Source organism: Snodgrassella sp. B3837 (genome assembly GCF_026535955.1).
In the GTDB taxonomy this organism is placed as follows: Bacteria; Pseudomonadota; Gammaproteobacteria; order Burkholderiales; family Neisseriaceae; genus Snodgrassella; species Snodgrassella alvi_E.
In genome coordinates this window covers 81,092-96,676 of the sequence record NZ_JAFNPI010000019.1, presented here as the reverse complement: position 1 = coordinate 96,676, position 15,585 = coordinate 81,092, and the positions used below count along the sequence as shown (strand labels likewise).

Sequence of the window (15,585 nt, the reverse complement as noted above, 5' to 3'; positions counted from 1 at the left end):
AGTTTTTTTGCTGATTTTGCCTACAGTAAACTACTATATTTTTATCATATAGTTTGAAATACCTTAACGAAAAATTTGCCGCCCGTATAAACAATTTTATCTATTGAGAAGTATTTGCAACTGTATATGACTTACTGAATCAACAATTAACGATGTGAATCAGCTAACATGCGAAAGAATTACGGATCTATTTGTTCGCAAACCCCAATCAGTCAGCTTGATTGTACAGATACAATGCTAGAAAAGAGTTTGTATTACCCACGGTGGTAGGAGGTACAGCACCGTAAAACACCTATAAGCAGGGATGGTTTAGGCAGAGGTATTGTATAAGAAAGTATGTTTGCTAACGGCACAATATAAAATCATAGAATCACTCAGTAGGTTGATTTTTTATCTTTAGTAATTTTCAGCTTAATCCAGCAATCCGATACTGTAGAAAACTGAAAAATATCATTTATCAGATAACAGCCAAAATATGATAATGAGCTTCAGATATGATTCAACGAAATAGTGCTGTATTTAGGTATTAGATCTGATTTAATAAATAAAAAATATTTTTTAAATTAAGTAGTTATTTGTTCTCAGCCTGTACATGTCAGGCCGAGGAGGCCATGGAAAATAATATCCAGATGATAATAGCTGTACTTTGTTCTAATTAATATGTTGGGCTTCTGCCCAGAGACTATTGGGCAAATGCATGCACGTTGTATAATCATATTTTTCAATTATCTGTGATGAGCTGATGATGAGCGAACCACATAGTGATGAGACATTGGATGTTATCGGCCTGAATTGCCCGATGCCGATTCTGCGAGCCAAAAAAGCCTTGGCCGCGATGGATGCTGGAAAGATATTAAAAGTGTTGGCAACCGATAAAAATGCGCCAGACGATTTTGCCGCTTTTTGCCGCCAGACAGGCCATCAGCTTCTGCAAGTGCATAATGGCGAAGATGGTGTGATGCAGATGTGGGTGAAACACCGTTAGTTTTCGCGCTGCTGCGGATAAATGGCGGCATGAATACGATGTTTAGCCGTTCCATGCTGGCTACGGTGGTTCTACAATCTAAATAAGCCTAACTGTATTATTGAGCTGTAAAACAGTTTGTTAACGAAACGGATGCAGATGCAGACTCTTACTCTAACCAGACCAGACGATTGGCACCTTCATGTGCGTGATGGTGCAGCCTTAAACGCAGTGGTGCCTTTTAGTGCACGTCAAATGGGGCGAGCGGTGATTATGCCTAATCTGAAGCCGCCGGTAACTACTGTTGCTGCTGCGCTGGCTTACCGTGAACGAATACTTGCCGCTGTACCGGCCGGCAACGGTTTTCAGCCACTGATGACTTTATATCTGACCGACCAGAGCACACCAGCGCTGATTCGTGAGGCCAAAGCCGCCGGTATCATAGCGTGTAAATTATATCCAGCTGGTGCTACGACCAATTCGGCTGCCGGTGTCAGTGATTTATGGGCTCTGCTGCCTGTACTGGAAACCATGGCCGAAGTAGGCATGCCTTTACTGGTGCACGGCGAGGTAACCGATAGTGAAGTTGATATTTTTGATCGTGAAGCGGTGTTTATTGATGAGTTGTTGCAGCCATTACTACAACGTCTGCCTGAACTGAAACTAGTATTTGAGCATATCACCACCGCCCAAGCTGCTCAGCTGGTGGCGGCAGCAGGTAAGAATGTGGCTGCTACGGTAACGCCACAGCATCTGTTGTATAACCGTAATGCTCTGCTGGTAGGAGGCATGCAGCCGCATCATTATTGTTTACCAGTACTGAAGCGTGAAAGCCATAGACGGGCATTGATACAGGCAGTATGTGGTTCACAATCTCATAAATTTTTTCTTGGCACTGACAGTGCGCCGCATGCGCAGACGCACAAAGAATGTGCCTGTGGCTGTGCCGGAATATTTAGTGCTTTTGCCGCTATTGAGTTGTACGCTGAAGCATTTGAGCAGGCCGGCGCACTGGATAAATTACAAGCCTTTGCATCGGAAAACGGACCAGCATTTTATGATCTGCCACGCAATACGGATACCATTACACTGGTAAAAACCAATCGTTTGGTACCGGCATACTACCCGTATGGCCATGAGCGTTTGGTGCCGCTACGGGCAAATAGTACGATTAGCTGGACACTGGTGGAATAGGCGCTTATGCAGAAATTAGAGCAGACACAGTCCGCTTCAGTGCATCAGACTGAAATACGAGTACGCGGTTTTCATGTAGATGTATACCGGCATGTCAATAATGCACGATATCTGGAATTTTTAGAGGAAGCGCGCTGGGAATATTTTGATACGGCTGGGCTGACACCATTATTGGCTGAAGCGGGCTGCGGGATGGCAGTGATTAATATCAATATCAGCTATCGACATAGTGCTGTGTTTGGCGATGATTTGCTGATTGAAACTGTTTTCAGTAGGGTACATTCCCGCAAGGTCGAAATAAGCCAGTCTATCTTTCTGAAAGATACTGGACAGACTGTTGTTCATGCACTGGTAACGTTTGTAGCATTCGATCAGCAAAATAATAAGGCAGTTTCTTTTCCTGCTGCTATTTTGCAACGTTTCAAAACGCTAATGCTACATGATTGCATCCAAAAAAACCCTGCTTAAAGCAGGGTTTTTTCTGGACTGAATTATCAGGCTTTGCCGTCTGCTTCGCGCAGCATGGCATAAATTTCATCTTTAAGACGTAATTTTTCCCGTTTTAGTTCATCCAGATTTTCCAGCCCGCTGGTTACCGGATTGTTGGTCAGGCCGGTGATTTTATCATCAAGACGGTTGTGTTCTTCAAATACATTAGCAAAATGAGTGTTTTCCGCCTTTAATTTGCTAATTAGGTCACGATATTCAGGAAACATATAACATCCTTTACAGTTTGGTAAAAATGATTTTTATTATTTTGCATTCATTATAGCTTAAGGTATATAAGATTTCGCTAGTAATGGCAAAAAAAGTAACGATGGCATGTTAAACTGACACAATAACACATACGGGAGTTTACAATGTATAAACGCTTAATGGGATGTTTAAGCGCATTTATTCTGGCTCTGAGCCTGAGTGGCTGTGGTTATAATACCATGCAGTCTCAGGATGAGGCCGCCAATGCTGCATGGTCTGAAGTGCTGAACCAATATCAGCGGCGTGCCGATCTGGTGCCTAATTTGGTGAATACAGTTAAAGGCTATGCTAAGCATGAGCAGCAGGTGTTAACTGAGGTAACCAATGCGCGGTCGCGGGTGGGCAGTTTAAATATGACGAGCAGCGACGCCGATGATCCTGCAAAAATGCAGCAGTTTTCGCAAGCACAGGGTAATCTGAGTAATGCGCTTAGCCGCTTACTGGTTGTGACTGAAAACTATCCAAACCTGAAAGCAGATCAGAGCTTCCGTGATTTGCAGGCACAGCTGGAAGGTACTGAAAACCGCATCGCTCTGGCTCGAAACCGTTATATCCAAACGGTGCAGGTGTATAACACGACCTTGCGTTCTTTCCCGAATAATGTGACGGCGAAAATTTTCGGAATGCATGTGCGGCCAAATTTTGTGCCGGAAAACGAAGCCGCTGTAAAACAGGCGCCTCAGGTAGAGTTTTAAAGCTCGAATAGAGGTACAAATTGTTTTACAAAGTGACAGCCGGTTCATGAGAACTGGCTGTTTGCTTTTGCTGAGAACATATAGAGTAGGACTTTTATGTGTAACAATAGTAAGTATTAATTTTTTTTCTAATACTATTGGTTACTTCTCGCCGTATAGCCATTATCTGCCCTTCACCATAAGCTTTGGGACTATCAAGCGGAACACTATATATTAAATTATTTAAACTATTAAGCTAGAATATTTATTATTGTCTTCTTCCGTATTGATGCCTAATTTAAAAATATAACTCTCTTTTTAATTCATTTATTATGGTTTTCAACATTAGAATCGTTATTTTTAACAATAATCTTTTTTAATGTAGATGATGCCTTTCACATGTCACTTTATATCTTTTGCTCAACTGCCTGAATAATGAGATAGTCGGACGTCTCAAACGGTGAATTATCTCTGGCATAATTACTAATAATGGAAGTATTGAAATATATATACTCAATATTTCGTTCAAAACTTGAGGATTTTATTAAAGGACTTAATGATAAAAATGCGATTTTAGAAATATTCAAATGGCATATAATGGTTTTCTAAAGTGATTATAATGGTTGCTTATTCATAAGAGCAGTAGAGGAAATGCGTGAAACCTTGCCTTGCGCATCAGACATACTTAGGGCGCATAAAGAATTTGTTAGAAGCCTAATTTATTTAAAACTTGAAGAGTATTCCGATAAAGCGTCTTTTAACTTGCTCACGGCTTAACAAATCCAATTCAGTAAAGAGGGTTCAGTCAAAAAAACCGCCATGAAGCGGTTAATCAAAAACGTAAAATAAATGAGAATTAATTATCATTTATTTTATGAGCTTTCAAAAACGCCGGTCTACTCGTCGCTCTTTGAAGATAGTTTTCAAGTTTTTTGTCCAACGTAATGCCAAATGCTTTTGCAAACATTAATCGATGAGATAAAAAGATATCTGCTAACGTAAAGGTATCACCAATGAGCCATGCATTTGTTTCTTTTAGTTCTATCCTAGACAAAACATCAATGGTTTGTTTTTTAAAGTAATTGATAAATTCTGGCCATTGCTGATCTTCAGGAGTAAACAGTATCTGTTTAGCAAGGCAAGAAAGTGGCGTTTCTAAGTCAGTAATCGAAAAACTGATTAAAGAATTGATGATAGCTTTTTCTTGTAAATTCGCAGGGTATAACGTATTTTGTTTTTTTTCACAAATATAAAGGCATATGGCCAACGTTTCACTTAATGAAAAGCTCCCTTCCGTTAAAAATGGCACTTTACCAAAAGGATGAGGTGATTTGACAACCGCATTATCTGTGTGTATTTCAACCCGGATTGCTTCATAAGGAAGACCTATTTCTTCCAAGGCCCAGATAACAGCCAAAGATCGTGCTCCAGGTGCAGTGTATATTTTCAAGCTTAGTCTCCTTTTAATAAATCAAATAATCGGTATTGCGTAAAAGTAAGTATTCATTTTTGGTTTAAGTGATCATTTCCTATTGCAACTCTAGATGATCACCTTATGTGATGACAGATTGTAAAGTAGTTGCTGGATAAAACAAAATCTTTATCTTCTAAGATTTCTTGCAATTTGAATTTACTAATTTAATGCTGATAAATAAAAGGTAATATTCGGGTGGCAAGATATTAATATAATTCATTTAGGTTTTATCCCTCCCCTAGACGATGCCTCGCAGTAGTGCTAAAAGAATGATTTTGGTGGTTTAGCGATTTGTCGAAATGTAGTTGTATAGATGCGATATTAGCCGGCTATTTTATCTGCCCTCAGTTTGTGCTTGCTGCTAAGTGTTAAATCTGTACCGATTTTAATTAAATCGTGCTAGCAGAGCCGAATTGATCTTTTGTCTAAAGCCTCTTAGCAAAGTGCTGCCGTGATGGCGGAAACGGCTGACTATCGGTTATGATTCAGATACATGGTCTAAATACAATTAGATTCTGATTCCGGTTTTACAGTCAGCGGAGACACTCTGCAGTACTGTTTCTAGGTAATAATGATATGAACACTATCCGCTTATCCATCCATAAACTGTTGGTATTTTTTCTAAGCTGCGTGCTTTATATTATGGCTGCGCAAGCGGAAAATTTGGCGCCGATACCTGCTTTAACTGCGCCGGTGATGGACACTGCGAATATGTTGCAGCAGGATACGCGAGAGGATTTAAATGGACAGTTGCTGGATTTCAGTCGCCAGCATGGCAGTCAAATTGTGATTTTAACTGTCCCTACTATTGCACCGGAAACACCGTTTGATTATGCCACCAGAGTGATGAATAACTGGCGGCCGGGGCGCATGGGTGTTGATGATGGTGTATTACTGTTGCTGGTGCGTGATGAACATAAAACCTTTTTAGCCACTGGCCGTGGACTGGAAGGTGCTATTCCAGATGTGTATGCCAAGCGTATTCTGGATGATGTGCTGCGTCCGCAACTGCGTGCAAATAATACCGATGGTGGGGTACGACAAACGGTAGACATTCTGGAAAAACTGATTGATGGTGAGAAACTGCCGGCGGTATCACAGCAGCCTCCGCAAAAGCAAAGTTTCTCTGCCATGTTTATAGAAGCAATGATGTTGGTCTTTTTTGGGGGGGCATTTTTAAAGAATATTTTCGGCACTCGGCTAGGCAGTTTCATTTTAGCTTTACTGGTGCTGGCTCTGGGCTGGTATATTGGCTGGAACCTGATTCTGGCCGTTATTATTGCGCTTTTTTCCTATATCGTAACTTATGTTTTTGCCGGAAATGTATTTGTCAGTGACCATTACAATCCACATGATGATAATTTTTGGGGCGGTGGCGGATCAGGCGGAGGCTTCAGCGGTGGAGGCGGTGGATATGGTGGAGGCGGTGCTTCTGGTAGCTGGTGAAAGCGGCACAGGGTGGTGCTGAGCAGAATAAAATTCTGAAAAATTATCAGACTCCGCGTAAATTCATGTATAGTTATTTGTCTTACCTTACTATTTACTGATTTTATCTATCGGCTGGTCTACATGTCTAATCTCGGTGCAGGTATCTGTTTATTGCTGTTGTGGTTTTTACCTTTGCTCTTCGGTGCTGGTGGTGTGTTGCTGGATATTATACTGATTATCCTGATTTTGTTTTATTTATTTGCTGCCCACATTGTAGATGATGGTACTGAAGATTCCATTGCAACCGATAAAAATCTCTATGTAGCGGTAATGTTTGAAGTGGCCGGCCAGATATGTGCGTCTAAGGGACATGTCACGGATGAAGACCGTTCATCTGTTTATGCCTTGATTAAAAAGTTGCAGCTTAATGATGAATTGGCCGTTCTGGCGCGCTATGGCTTTAACATGGGGCAACTGAAAAACTATCCGCTTAGAGCTCGACTGGGGCAGTTGTACCGTATCTACCGAAATGAAAAACGCGCGTTGATGTTGTTTTGTAAACACATGCTTGAGCTGGCGCTGATTGATGGCAGGCTGCACAATAATGAACGGCGTATTTTAAATATCATTGCTGATGAGTTTCATATCCCTTACTCGCAGATGCTGATTTTTGCCAGCCAAACTGTACATGGGCAAGAAAGTGAATATAAGCATTACTGGCAAACTAATGAGCAATGGAAGCAGCAGCGTCAGAGTAAGCGCCAGAAGGAACGACAGCAGCAATCGCGGCAGCAACAACAGCAGTACCGGCAACAGCAGCAGAGCAGTCGTCAACAGCATCAGACTGTTGAAGAACCGCTGGGCGGCGATCCGTATCAGGTGCTGGGTATCAATCCCCAAGCCAGTGTGCATGAAATCAAACAGGCTTACCGCCGCCTGATGAATAAATATCATCCGGATAAACTAGTAAAACAAAAATTGTCTGCAAAAGAAATGCAGCGGGCTACCGAGCATACTCAACGTATACAAGCTGCTTATGCTTACGTGAAACAGTTGCGTGGTTTTGTTTAGCTTAAATAGAGCTTTGCTTTTGTGTATTGATGTTGAATAGCTAATCTATTACTTGAAATCCGAGATAAAGTGTCAGATAGGTTGTTGGAAGCAAGAAATTTCTGATTCTGAAGTGGTTTTTTTCTAAGGTGGCAACACATATGAAAATCCATTTCTCAGCAGTGTAGTCCTGCCTGATCTTTACTTTGAAGATACTGTGGATATTTTTTAAAAATATTTTGTATGGGCTGGTACCTGATTTTTAACGTGCTGAAAGAGGTAATAAGCTTGATTATATAAAAGCATTCAGCCGGTTCAGGGTAGACAGTTGAGCGTATTTCTCTGTCTTCGGTGTAGAAATAAATATTTCTCAGAATTTGATTTTCCCTATCTCTGCGTCCACGAAATCAGTTTGAAGTGCTACCATACTGATTCTGAAACTGCGAAAAGAGCGGACAGGATGCGCACGGATAAACTGAGTATGCGAATGTTGCCCCGATTATGGCGTCACTGGACCCATCCGCGCCAGCGGGTGAGTAAGTATTTTCCCGAAGAAGTGCTGCAACAATTGACCACACACATTGCCAATTCTGAACAGCGCCATACCGGACAATTACGTTTTGTGATTGAATCGCGTATCAATACGGCCAGTTTGTGTCACCATACAGCGCCTCGACAGCGCGCGCAGTATTGGTTCAACAATTTGGGTATTTGGGATACATCTGCACGTTGTGGCGTTCTGGTGTATGTCCTGTTTGCAGACCGCGCTGTAGAAATTATCGCCGATCGTGGAATAGATGCCTGTGTTAGTGCTGCGCAATGGCAGGAAATATGCACGCACATACTTACGGCTTTTCATCAGCAGAATTATGTGGATGGTTTAAGCCGCGGACTGGAAGAACTAACAGATTTGCTGGTGCAGTATTTCCCGCGTACTCAGGCTGGAAGAAACGAACTGGCCGATGATGTGATTTTGCGTTGATACTTGCAGAATAACATGGGGGTTGAGTATCTGTAAGTATCCGCAGATTATATGCTATCAGGCTGGTTAGTTCTGTGCGAAAAGTAATTTCATCTCCGGAAGTGATCAGCGGCATTAGAAACGATATTTTTATCCAATATTGCCACAATAGAAAAAACGCAATAATGGTAATTATTGATATTTATTATCAATAAACTTCTCTGAATTGATATAAATAATTTTTTTTGAATAAAATTTCAATGAAAATATAATTTACAGATAGGTTGGGTTTACAATAAGTTGCGGCTTTAAATGACAGATTGAAACAAAGAGCGCATGTATGGCCGCTGATAGCCTGTCTATCAGGCGTCACAACAGCCAGAATAAACTCATTGCTAAATGGTTATTCTGGCTTCATTTTATTCATGATTACTTTGTGGTTTGTACCTAAAAAATGTTTAGCGTAAGCGCCCGAGAATAATGCTTGGCGCTTTAATTAGCAGCATGATTTCATCGCCGCTATCCAATTGCATCGTTTCAGCACTGTGCCGAGTAATACTGGCAGACAAGCTCAGCTCAGCACCTAAATCTACGGTCACAACACTATTCACGGCACCGGTGTCTATACGGCGTATGCGACCGCGAATTTGATTGCGAGCAGAAAGATTAAAATTGGGAGTAGGGCGAGCCAGTATGATGGCAGAGGCTTGAATCAGTGCCAGCGCATCTACACCCTCTGTGAGCTCCATTTGTTCACAGCTGTGGCGTGTGAGTATGGCCACTAGTTCCTGTCCGCTGCTCAAGCGTAAATGAACTTCATGATTCACTTTGCCTTCTATAACTCGGCTCACTGTTCCAGCTAGCTGATTGTCGGCACTTAAGTCCAAGTTCATTTTTTGCCACAGGCCATAATGGCTATGGTCAGACTCGTTGTGCAGTTGCTGCATCAACTGTTGATGGCGTTGCTGCATGGTGTGGTAATACTGAAGGAAAGCCGCACCATAGGTAGTTAAAGCGCTTTTACCGCCGCCCTGTCCACCAGTTTGGCGTACCACCAACGGCTGCGGTGCCAGATTATTTAGCGCGTCAATCGCATCCCAAGCAGCCTTATAACTCATTGGTACTGCTTTGGCTGCCTGAGTAATGGAACCGAAACGCTGAATGTTTTCGAGCAAGATTATACGTTTGCTGTTTCCCATTCGTTGGCCGTTTATAGTGGGAATCAGCTCGGTATCCAGATTGAATTCATGCATGTCTATGGTCATTGGGAGCAGAATGTAGGCGACCATTATCCATGTGCCAAATAGCAGCGTCAAAAGCAGCGGCATCTGCCGGATCATGGGTAATCAGGAGCATGGGTAAATTTAGCTTCTGCTGCCATGCCGCCAGTTCAGTGCGCATTTGTGCGCGCAATTGGGTATCCAAGGCAGAAAATGGTTCATCCAGCAAAATAGCATGCGGCCGCGCAATCAGTGCACGTGCCAGCGCAACACGCTGACGCTGGCCGCCTGATAAATGTGCCGGATACTGTTCTGCAACCATATCAAGCTGCATGGCGTTGAGCCAGTGTTCAACTTCTGCCTGCCGGCTGCGTTTGCGCGGATTGAACAAACCATGCCGGATGCCGCAGGCGATGTTTTGGCGCACATTCAGATGAGGAAAAAGCGCATAATCCTGAAAAACATAAGCCAATCTGCGTTCTTGCGGACTCAGATTGAGTTGCTGCTCACTTTGATAAAGCGTTTTTCCGTTAACAATAATATACCCCTGCTCAGGCGTCAGCAAGCCGGCAATGGCTTTGAGCATCAGGCTTTTGCCACTACCAGAAGCACCCATTATTATGGTATGTGGTGCCTGAGTGTGTAAGTTGATATTTAAAGTAAACTTGCTGCCATCGGCACGGTGAATGCTTTTCTGGAAATTGATATCTAACATAGTGTCATTGGAGTGAATCATAAATGACCAAGGCGACTTCTTATAGGAACATAGCTTTATCTGAGATTTGCTACTGGCACTTTGCCAGACAGCAGTCTGCTGGTTAACAACAATATCAGAATACATACCACCGATATAATCAGCACCAGCGTATTAGCGAGTTGATCATCACCAGCCTGTACTGCTTCATAAACCGCAATCGACAATGTTTGCGTCTGTCCAGGAATGCTGCCTGCTACCATCAGCGTAGCGCCAAATTCTCCCATGCTGCGCGCAAAAGCGAGTAATACGCCGGCCAGAATACCGCGCCAAGCCAGCGGGAGAGTAATGCGCAGAAAAACGCCGACATTACTGATGCCTAATACACGACCCGCTTGCTCCAGCTGCGGGTCCAGACTATCGAAGGCAGCACGTGCCGGTTTAAAAACCAGCGGAAACGAAACCACCGTAGCAGCTACTACTGCGCCTTGCCACGTAAAAATCAGATTGATGTTTAAATATTGCTGTAAGAATTGGCCGATAAAACCATTTTTACCCAGTACGACCAATAAATAATAGCCGAGCACCGTTGGCGGCATCACCATTGGCAGAGTGAGAAGGGTATCCAGCAATTCCCGTCCCCACACCGCTTTGCGCGCAAACAGATAGCCGATACCTACACCAAGAATCAGATTGAAAACTGTAGCCCACAGAGCAATTTTAAGCGACAGGGCAAGAGCAATCCACGCCGCAGCCATTCTCTCTCCTTGCAGGAAAATTTATCCATTTATGATAAAAGCATTATTTATTTAGCGCACACTCTGGAAACCATAGCGTTTTAGGATCTGTTGCCCTTTGGCCGAGCGAACGAATCCAATAAAACGGTTGGCTGCAGCCGGCTCTTTAGTATTTATTGTACGGGCAATCGGATAGCTGATTGCTTTAGTGGTGGGAATAGTAGCTGCTACTTGTACTTTATCCGGCATGATAGCCGCATCCGTGCCGAAAACAAAACCGGCCTCTGTTGACTGATTGGCTACATAGTCCAGTGCCTGCCGCACATTATTCACATTAACAATTTTCGGCTGTACCTTACTCCAGACTTTTGCCTGCTCCATCGCAGCCTGTGCATAACGGCCAGCTGGCGTATAAGCCGGATTGCCCAGTGCAATATGGTGGATACTAGCCTGTTGCAAGTCTTTCATATTGCGTATGTTTAAATTGCTGTTTTTAGGAGTAATCAGTACCAGAGTATTATTTACAAAATTAACTCGGTCTGCTGCCCGCACCAGATTTTTGGCCTGTGCCTGATCCATAGTCTGCTGATCTGCCGATGCAAATACATCTACCGGTGCACCATTCTGAATCTGTTGCAGCAATGAACCCGACGCGCCAAAATTTAGTCGCACCTTATCTTGTGGATATTGTTGTTGGTACGCTTTGGCAATGTCATTAAATGCATTGGTCAGACTGGCGGCAGCGGAAACGGTGAGGTCGGCAGCCAGCGAAGTGGTGCTCAGTACGCACATACCAGCAGTAGTTATCAAAATGCTAAGACGGGCAGAAAGAGAGCGCATAAATTATCCTTAATCAAAGAGAACTAATATTCCAGCAGGTTTAAAAATTATCTGATTATAAAGTAAAACTGTTTCGGAATATACCTGACTATATAACGAATGCTAAATTGCAGGCTGGCTATGCTTAAAAGCTGGAATACGAAAAAAATTAGATGATTAATGAGTTCAAAGACAAAATATTAATAATTAAGAGAAATAATTAATTAGCGTAATAATCTTGCAATATTTTTTCAATTAATAATTGTATTGTTTAAATTAAAACAATCTTAGCAATACGTAAATAAATAATTTAAATGAAAATTATAATTATTTATTCAAATTAAAAAAAACAGATAAAACCACATAATAGTTTAAATAAGGTATTATAATGGCGTTAAATGTTAGAAATTATAAATTTCTCTATTATCAGCAAGCAGGACAGCATTCAGTTTCACTGCAAGATATAAAAAAAATTTAATTAGGAACCAACACACATGAACCTGACAAGACGCCAGTTTTTCAAGGTTACCGCAGCTGGTGCCGGCGCGACAGGATTAGCGGTAATGGGCATGGCACCGGCCACAGCCTTTGCCGAAGTCCGTCAATATAAACTTTTACGCGCAACCGAAACACGCAATAACTGTACTTATTGCTCCGTAGGCTGTGGTACGCTGTTGTACAGTCTGGGGGACGGAGCAAAAAACGCTAAAAAGAAAATATTTCATATAGAGGGGGATCCGGATCATCCAGTCAGCCGCGGTAGTCTTTGTCCTAAAGGCGCTTCCCTGATAGATTTTGTTAACAGTCCCAATCGGGTTTTGCATCCGCAAGTGCGTGAAGCAGGAACCAACGAATGGAAAGACATTAGCTGGGATGAAGCACTGGACCGCATCGCCCGCCTGATTAAAGACGAGCGTGATGCCAACCTGATTGCAAAAAATGCTGACGGCGTCACTGTAAACCGGCTAGAAACAATTGGTATGCTGTGTGCTTCAGCCAGCTCCAATGAAACCGGTATTCTGACCCAGAAATTCATGCGCTCGCTCGGGCTGGTAGGCACAGATTCTCAGGCACGTGTTTGTCATGGTCCTACTGTATCCGCACTGGCTGCTACATTTGGCCGCGGTGCGATGACCAATACTTGGACCGATATCCAGAATGCAGATTTTATTCTGGTAATGGGTGGCAATGCTGCCGAAGCGCATCCTGTTGGTTTCAAATGGGTAATCGAAGCTAAAAAACAAAAAGGCACCAAGCTTATCGTTTGTGACCCGCGTTTCAACCGTACCGCATCCGTAGCCGACCATTATCTGCCGATACGCTCCGGTACGGATATTGCTTTCTTGGGCGCAGTAATCAACTGGCTGATTAAGAATGATAAAGTGCAATGGGAATACGTTAAAAACTATACCAATGCTGCTTTTATTCTTGCTGATGATTATGGTTTTAACGAAGGACTATTTTCCGGTCATGCTGATTACACCAGTGCAGATGGACGTCCGACACCCGAAGCAGCGCCGAAAGGAGCCAAGGGCGGCGCTGTCTACAATAATGCTAGCTGGACTTATGAGCTGGACGAAAACGGCTTTGCCAAAACCGACCCAACCTTAGAAAACCCGCGTTGTGTGTGGCAGGTCATGAAACGCCATTACGCCCAATACACACCGGAAATGATGCACAAAATTACTGGCACACCAATAGAAGACTTTTTGCTGGTTTGTCAGGCTCTGGGTGCCACTTCAGCTAAAAATAAAGCCGGTACGATTTTATATGCATTAGGCTGGACGCAGCATACCTATGGTTCGCAGAATATCCGTACCATGGCCATGATTCAGCTCATTCTTGGCAATATCGGCATGCCCGGCGGTGGAGTGAATGCTTTGCGCGGCCACTCCAATATTCAAGGATTGTCAGACCTTGGCTTGCTTTCCACCAGCTTGCCGGGCTATCTTAGTCTGCCAAATGAAAAGAAAAATCCTACTTTTGAAGATTACCTGAGCGTACAGACACCGAAAGCAATGCGCCCGGGGCAGCTCAATTACTGGAGCAATACGCCCAAATTCATGGTCAGCCTGCTCAAATGGTTTTTCGGTGACAAAGCCACCAAAGAAAACAATTGGGGCTACGATTGGCTACCAAAGTGGGACAAAATGTACGATGTCCTCCAAATGGCGGAAATGATGTACCAGGGGCAGATGCATGGTTTGCTGGTGCAAGGATTCAACGCTATGGGTTCTTTCCCAGATTCCAATCGTATCGTCAAAGCATTCTCCCGCCTCAAATGGATGGTGGTGATGGATCCACTGAACACGGAAACAGCCACATTCTGGGAAAATCACGGCGATGCGCATAATGTAGATTCCAGCTCCATTCTCACCACAGTATTCCGTCTGCCGGTACCGTGTTTTGCCGAAGAAAACGGCTCTATTGTTAATTCTTCACGCTGGTTGCAATGGCACTATGCCGGCGCAGAAGCACCGGAAGATGCTAGAGCTGATTTGGAAATTTTGGCCGAGTTACATCTGCGTATCAAAGCTTTGTATGAAAAAGAAGGCGGAAAAGTTCCCGAGCCGATTATCAATCTGAGCTGGCCGTACAAAGTAGCGCATTCGCCCACACCGGAAGAAATGGCACAGGAATCCAATGGCTGGGCGTTGGCCGATATCAAAGACGAACAAGGCAATATTATTGTGCCCAAAGGTGGGCAGCTAGATAGTTTTGCTCAATTACGCGATGATGGCAGCACCGCCTGTGCCTGCTGGATTTTTGCCGGCTCATGGACCAAAAATGGAAACCAGATGGCTCGGCGAGACAATAGTAATGCCGGTTTGGGCAATACCCCCGGCTGGGCATGGGCGTGGCCGGCCAACCGCCGCATCCTGTATAACCGTGCTTCCTGCGACCCATCTGGCCAAGCGTGGGATCCCGAACGTAAACTGATTCACTGGGATGGCAGCAAATGGGTTGGTGCTGATGTAGCTGATTACAAAGCTGATCAGGCGCCGGATACGGATATGAATCCGTTTATCATGAATGAAGAAGGTGTAGGCCGTCTGTTTTGTACTAAAAAATTGGTGGATGGTCCATTCCCGACATTCTACGAACCCACGGAATCGCCAGTAGGTAAAAATTTACTGTATCCGAAAGTTCTCAATACTCCCGCTGTACGCCTGTTTGACAGCGTAAAAGAACGCATCGGAAACAAAGACGAGTTCCCATGTGTCGGTACCACCTATCGCCTTACTGAGCATTTCCAGTTTTGGACCAAGTCTGTGAAATTGCTGATGATTGCTCAGCCAGAACAGTTTGTGGAAATCAGCGAAGAGCTGGCAGCACAAAAGAAAATTACCAAAGGTGATACCGTTAAAATCAGTACTAAACGCGGCTGGGTAGAAGCCAAAGCCGTGGTAACCAAACGTTTGCGCCCTCTGGACATTAACGGCCAGACCGTGCATCAGATTGGTATTCCCCTGCATGGTGGCTGGGTGAATGTTGGTGAGAAAAAACAATTTCTCATCAATACACTCACACCATTTGTCGGTGACTGCAACACTCAGACACCGGAATACAAAACCTTTTTGTGCAATATCGAAAAAGTGTGAGGGGAATAAATC

Annotated in this window: 14 protein-coding genes; 8 read left to right on the top strand and 6 right to left on the bottom strand. The window is 43.6% G+C overall.

Annotated elements, in window-relative coordinates:
- Positions 1-745: 745 nt before the first annotated feature.
- The 3 genes from J3U67_RS07350 to J3U67_RS07340 all read left to right on the top strand — a co-directional run bounded on the left by J3U67_RS07350 (position 746) and on the right by J3U67_RS07340 (position 2,626).
- On the top strand, positions 746-985 hold the full coding sequence (locus tag J3U67_RS07350; protein ID WP_370388612.1) for a sulfurtransferase TusA family protein: 240 nt from the start codon (positions 746-748) through the stop codon (positions 983-985).
- Between the two features lie 138 nt (positions 986-1,123).
- Entirely contained in the window at positions 1,124-2,158 is a 1,035-nt protein-coding gene (gene pyrC / locus J3U67_RS07345) for a dihydroorotase (protein ID WP_267404574.1), read from the top strand.
- A 6-nt stretch (positions 2,159-2,164) separates the two neighbouring features.
- On the top strand, positions 2,165-2,626 hold the full coding sequence (locus J3U67_RS07340; protein WP_267404573.1) for an acyl-CoA thioesterase: 462 nt from the start codon (positions 2,165-2,167) through the stop codon (positions 2,624-2,626).
- 26 nt (positions 2,627-2,652) lie between these two features.
- On the opposite strand, the gene J3U67_RS07335 is transcribed toward J3U67_RS07340, so the two are convergent.
- A complete protein-coding gene (locus tag J3U67_RS07335; protein WP_100139789.1) occupies positions 2,653-2,874 on the bottom strand; it encodes a YdcH family protein in 222 nt (73 codons plus the stop codon).
- A 144-nt stretch (positions 2,875-3,018) separates the two neighbouring features.
- Here J3U67_RS07335 and J3U67_RS07330 point away from each other — a divergent pair, with 144 nt between their 5' ends.
- Positions 3,019-3,609, top strand: a complete 591-nt coding sequence (locus J3U67_RS07330) for a LemA family protein (RefSeq protein WP_180295865.1) — start codon at positions 3,019-3,021, stop codon at positions 3,607-3,609.
- 835 nt (positions 3,610-4,444) lie between these two features.
- Here J3U67_RS07330 and J3U67_RS07325 read toward each other — a convergent pair.
- Positions 4,445-5,038: a glutathione S-transferase family protein gene (locus J3U67_RS07325; RefSeq protein ID WP_267404571.1), complete on the bottom strand. Its 594-nt coding sequence runs from the start codon at positions 5,036-5,038 to the stop codon at positions 4,445-4,447.
- Between the two features lie 600 nt (positions 5,039-5,638).
- Here J3U67_RS07325 and J3U67_RS07320 point away from each other — a divergent pair.
- The 3 genes from J3U67_RS07320 (at position 5,639) to J3U67_RS07310 (ending at position 8,522) form a co-directional block, all read left to right on the top strand.
- Positions 5,639-6,508, top strand: a complete 870-nt coding sequence (locus J3U67_RS07320) for a TPM domain-containing protein (protein ID WP_267404569.1) — start codon at positions 5,639-5,641, stop codon at positions 6,506-6,508.
- Between the two features lie 123 nt (positions 6,509-6,631).
- Positions 6,632-7,561, top strand: a complete 930-nt coding sequence (locus tag J3U67_RS09175; protein ID WP_323811359.1) for a DnaJ domain-containing protein — start codon at positions 6,632-6,634, stop codon at positions 7,559-7,561.
- A 460-nt stretch (positions 7,562-8,021) separates the two neighbouring features.
- On the top strand, positions 8,022-8,522 hold the full coding sequence (locus J3U67_RS07310) for a TPM domain-containing protein (RefSeq protein WP_267404567.1): 501 nt from the start codon (positions 8,022-8,024) through the stop codon (positions 8,520-8,522).
- Positions 8,523-8,959: 437 nt separating this feature from the next.
- Here J3U67_RS07310 and J3U67_RS07305 read toward each other — a convergent pair whose 3' ends face one another.
- From J3U67_RS07305 to modA, 4 genes are read right to left on the bottom strand one after another with little or no spacing between them, the layout of a single operon-like run.
- Positions 8,960-9,790, bottom strand: coding sequence for a TOBE domain-containing protein (locus J3U67_RS07305; protein WP_267404564.1), 831 nt, complete (start codon positions 9,788-9,790; stop codon positions 8,960-8,962).
- Positions 9,747-10,436 (bottom strand): ATP-binding cassette domain-containing protein, encoded by a 690-nt coding sequence (locus J3U67_RS07300; protein WP_267404562.1) that lies wholly within the window; start codon positions 10,434-10,436, stop codon positions 9,747-9,749. The genes J3U67_RS07305 and J3U67_RS07300 overlap by 44 nt, the downstream gene beginning before the upstream one ends.
- Before the next feature lie 56 nt (positions 10,437-10,492).
- On the bottom strand, positions 10,493-11,173 hold the full coding sequence (modB, locus tag J3U67_RS07295) for a molybdate ABC transporter permease subunit (RefSeq protein ID WP_100152280.1): 681 nt from the start codon (positions 11,171-11,173) through the stop codon (positions 10,493-10,495).
- A gap of 51 nt (positions 11,174-11,224) precedes the next feature.
- A complete protein-coding gene (gene modA / locus J3U67_RS07290) occupies positions 11,225-11,992 on the bottom strand; it encodes a molybdate ABC transporter substrate-binding protein (protein WP_267404559.1) in 768 nt (255 codons plus the stop codon).
- Positions 11,993-12,465: 473 nt separating this feature from the next.
- Between modA and fdnG the strand changes: the two genes are divergently transcribed.
- Positions 12,466-15,573, top strand: a complete 3,108-nt coding sequence (gene fdnG / locus J3U67_RS07285) for a formate dehydrogenase-N subunit alpha (protein ID WP_267404557.1) — start codon at positions 12,466-12,468, stop codon at positions 15,571-15,573.
- Positions 15,574-15,585 lie beyond the last annotated feature (12 nt).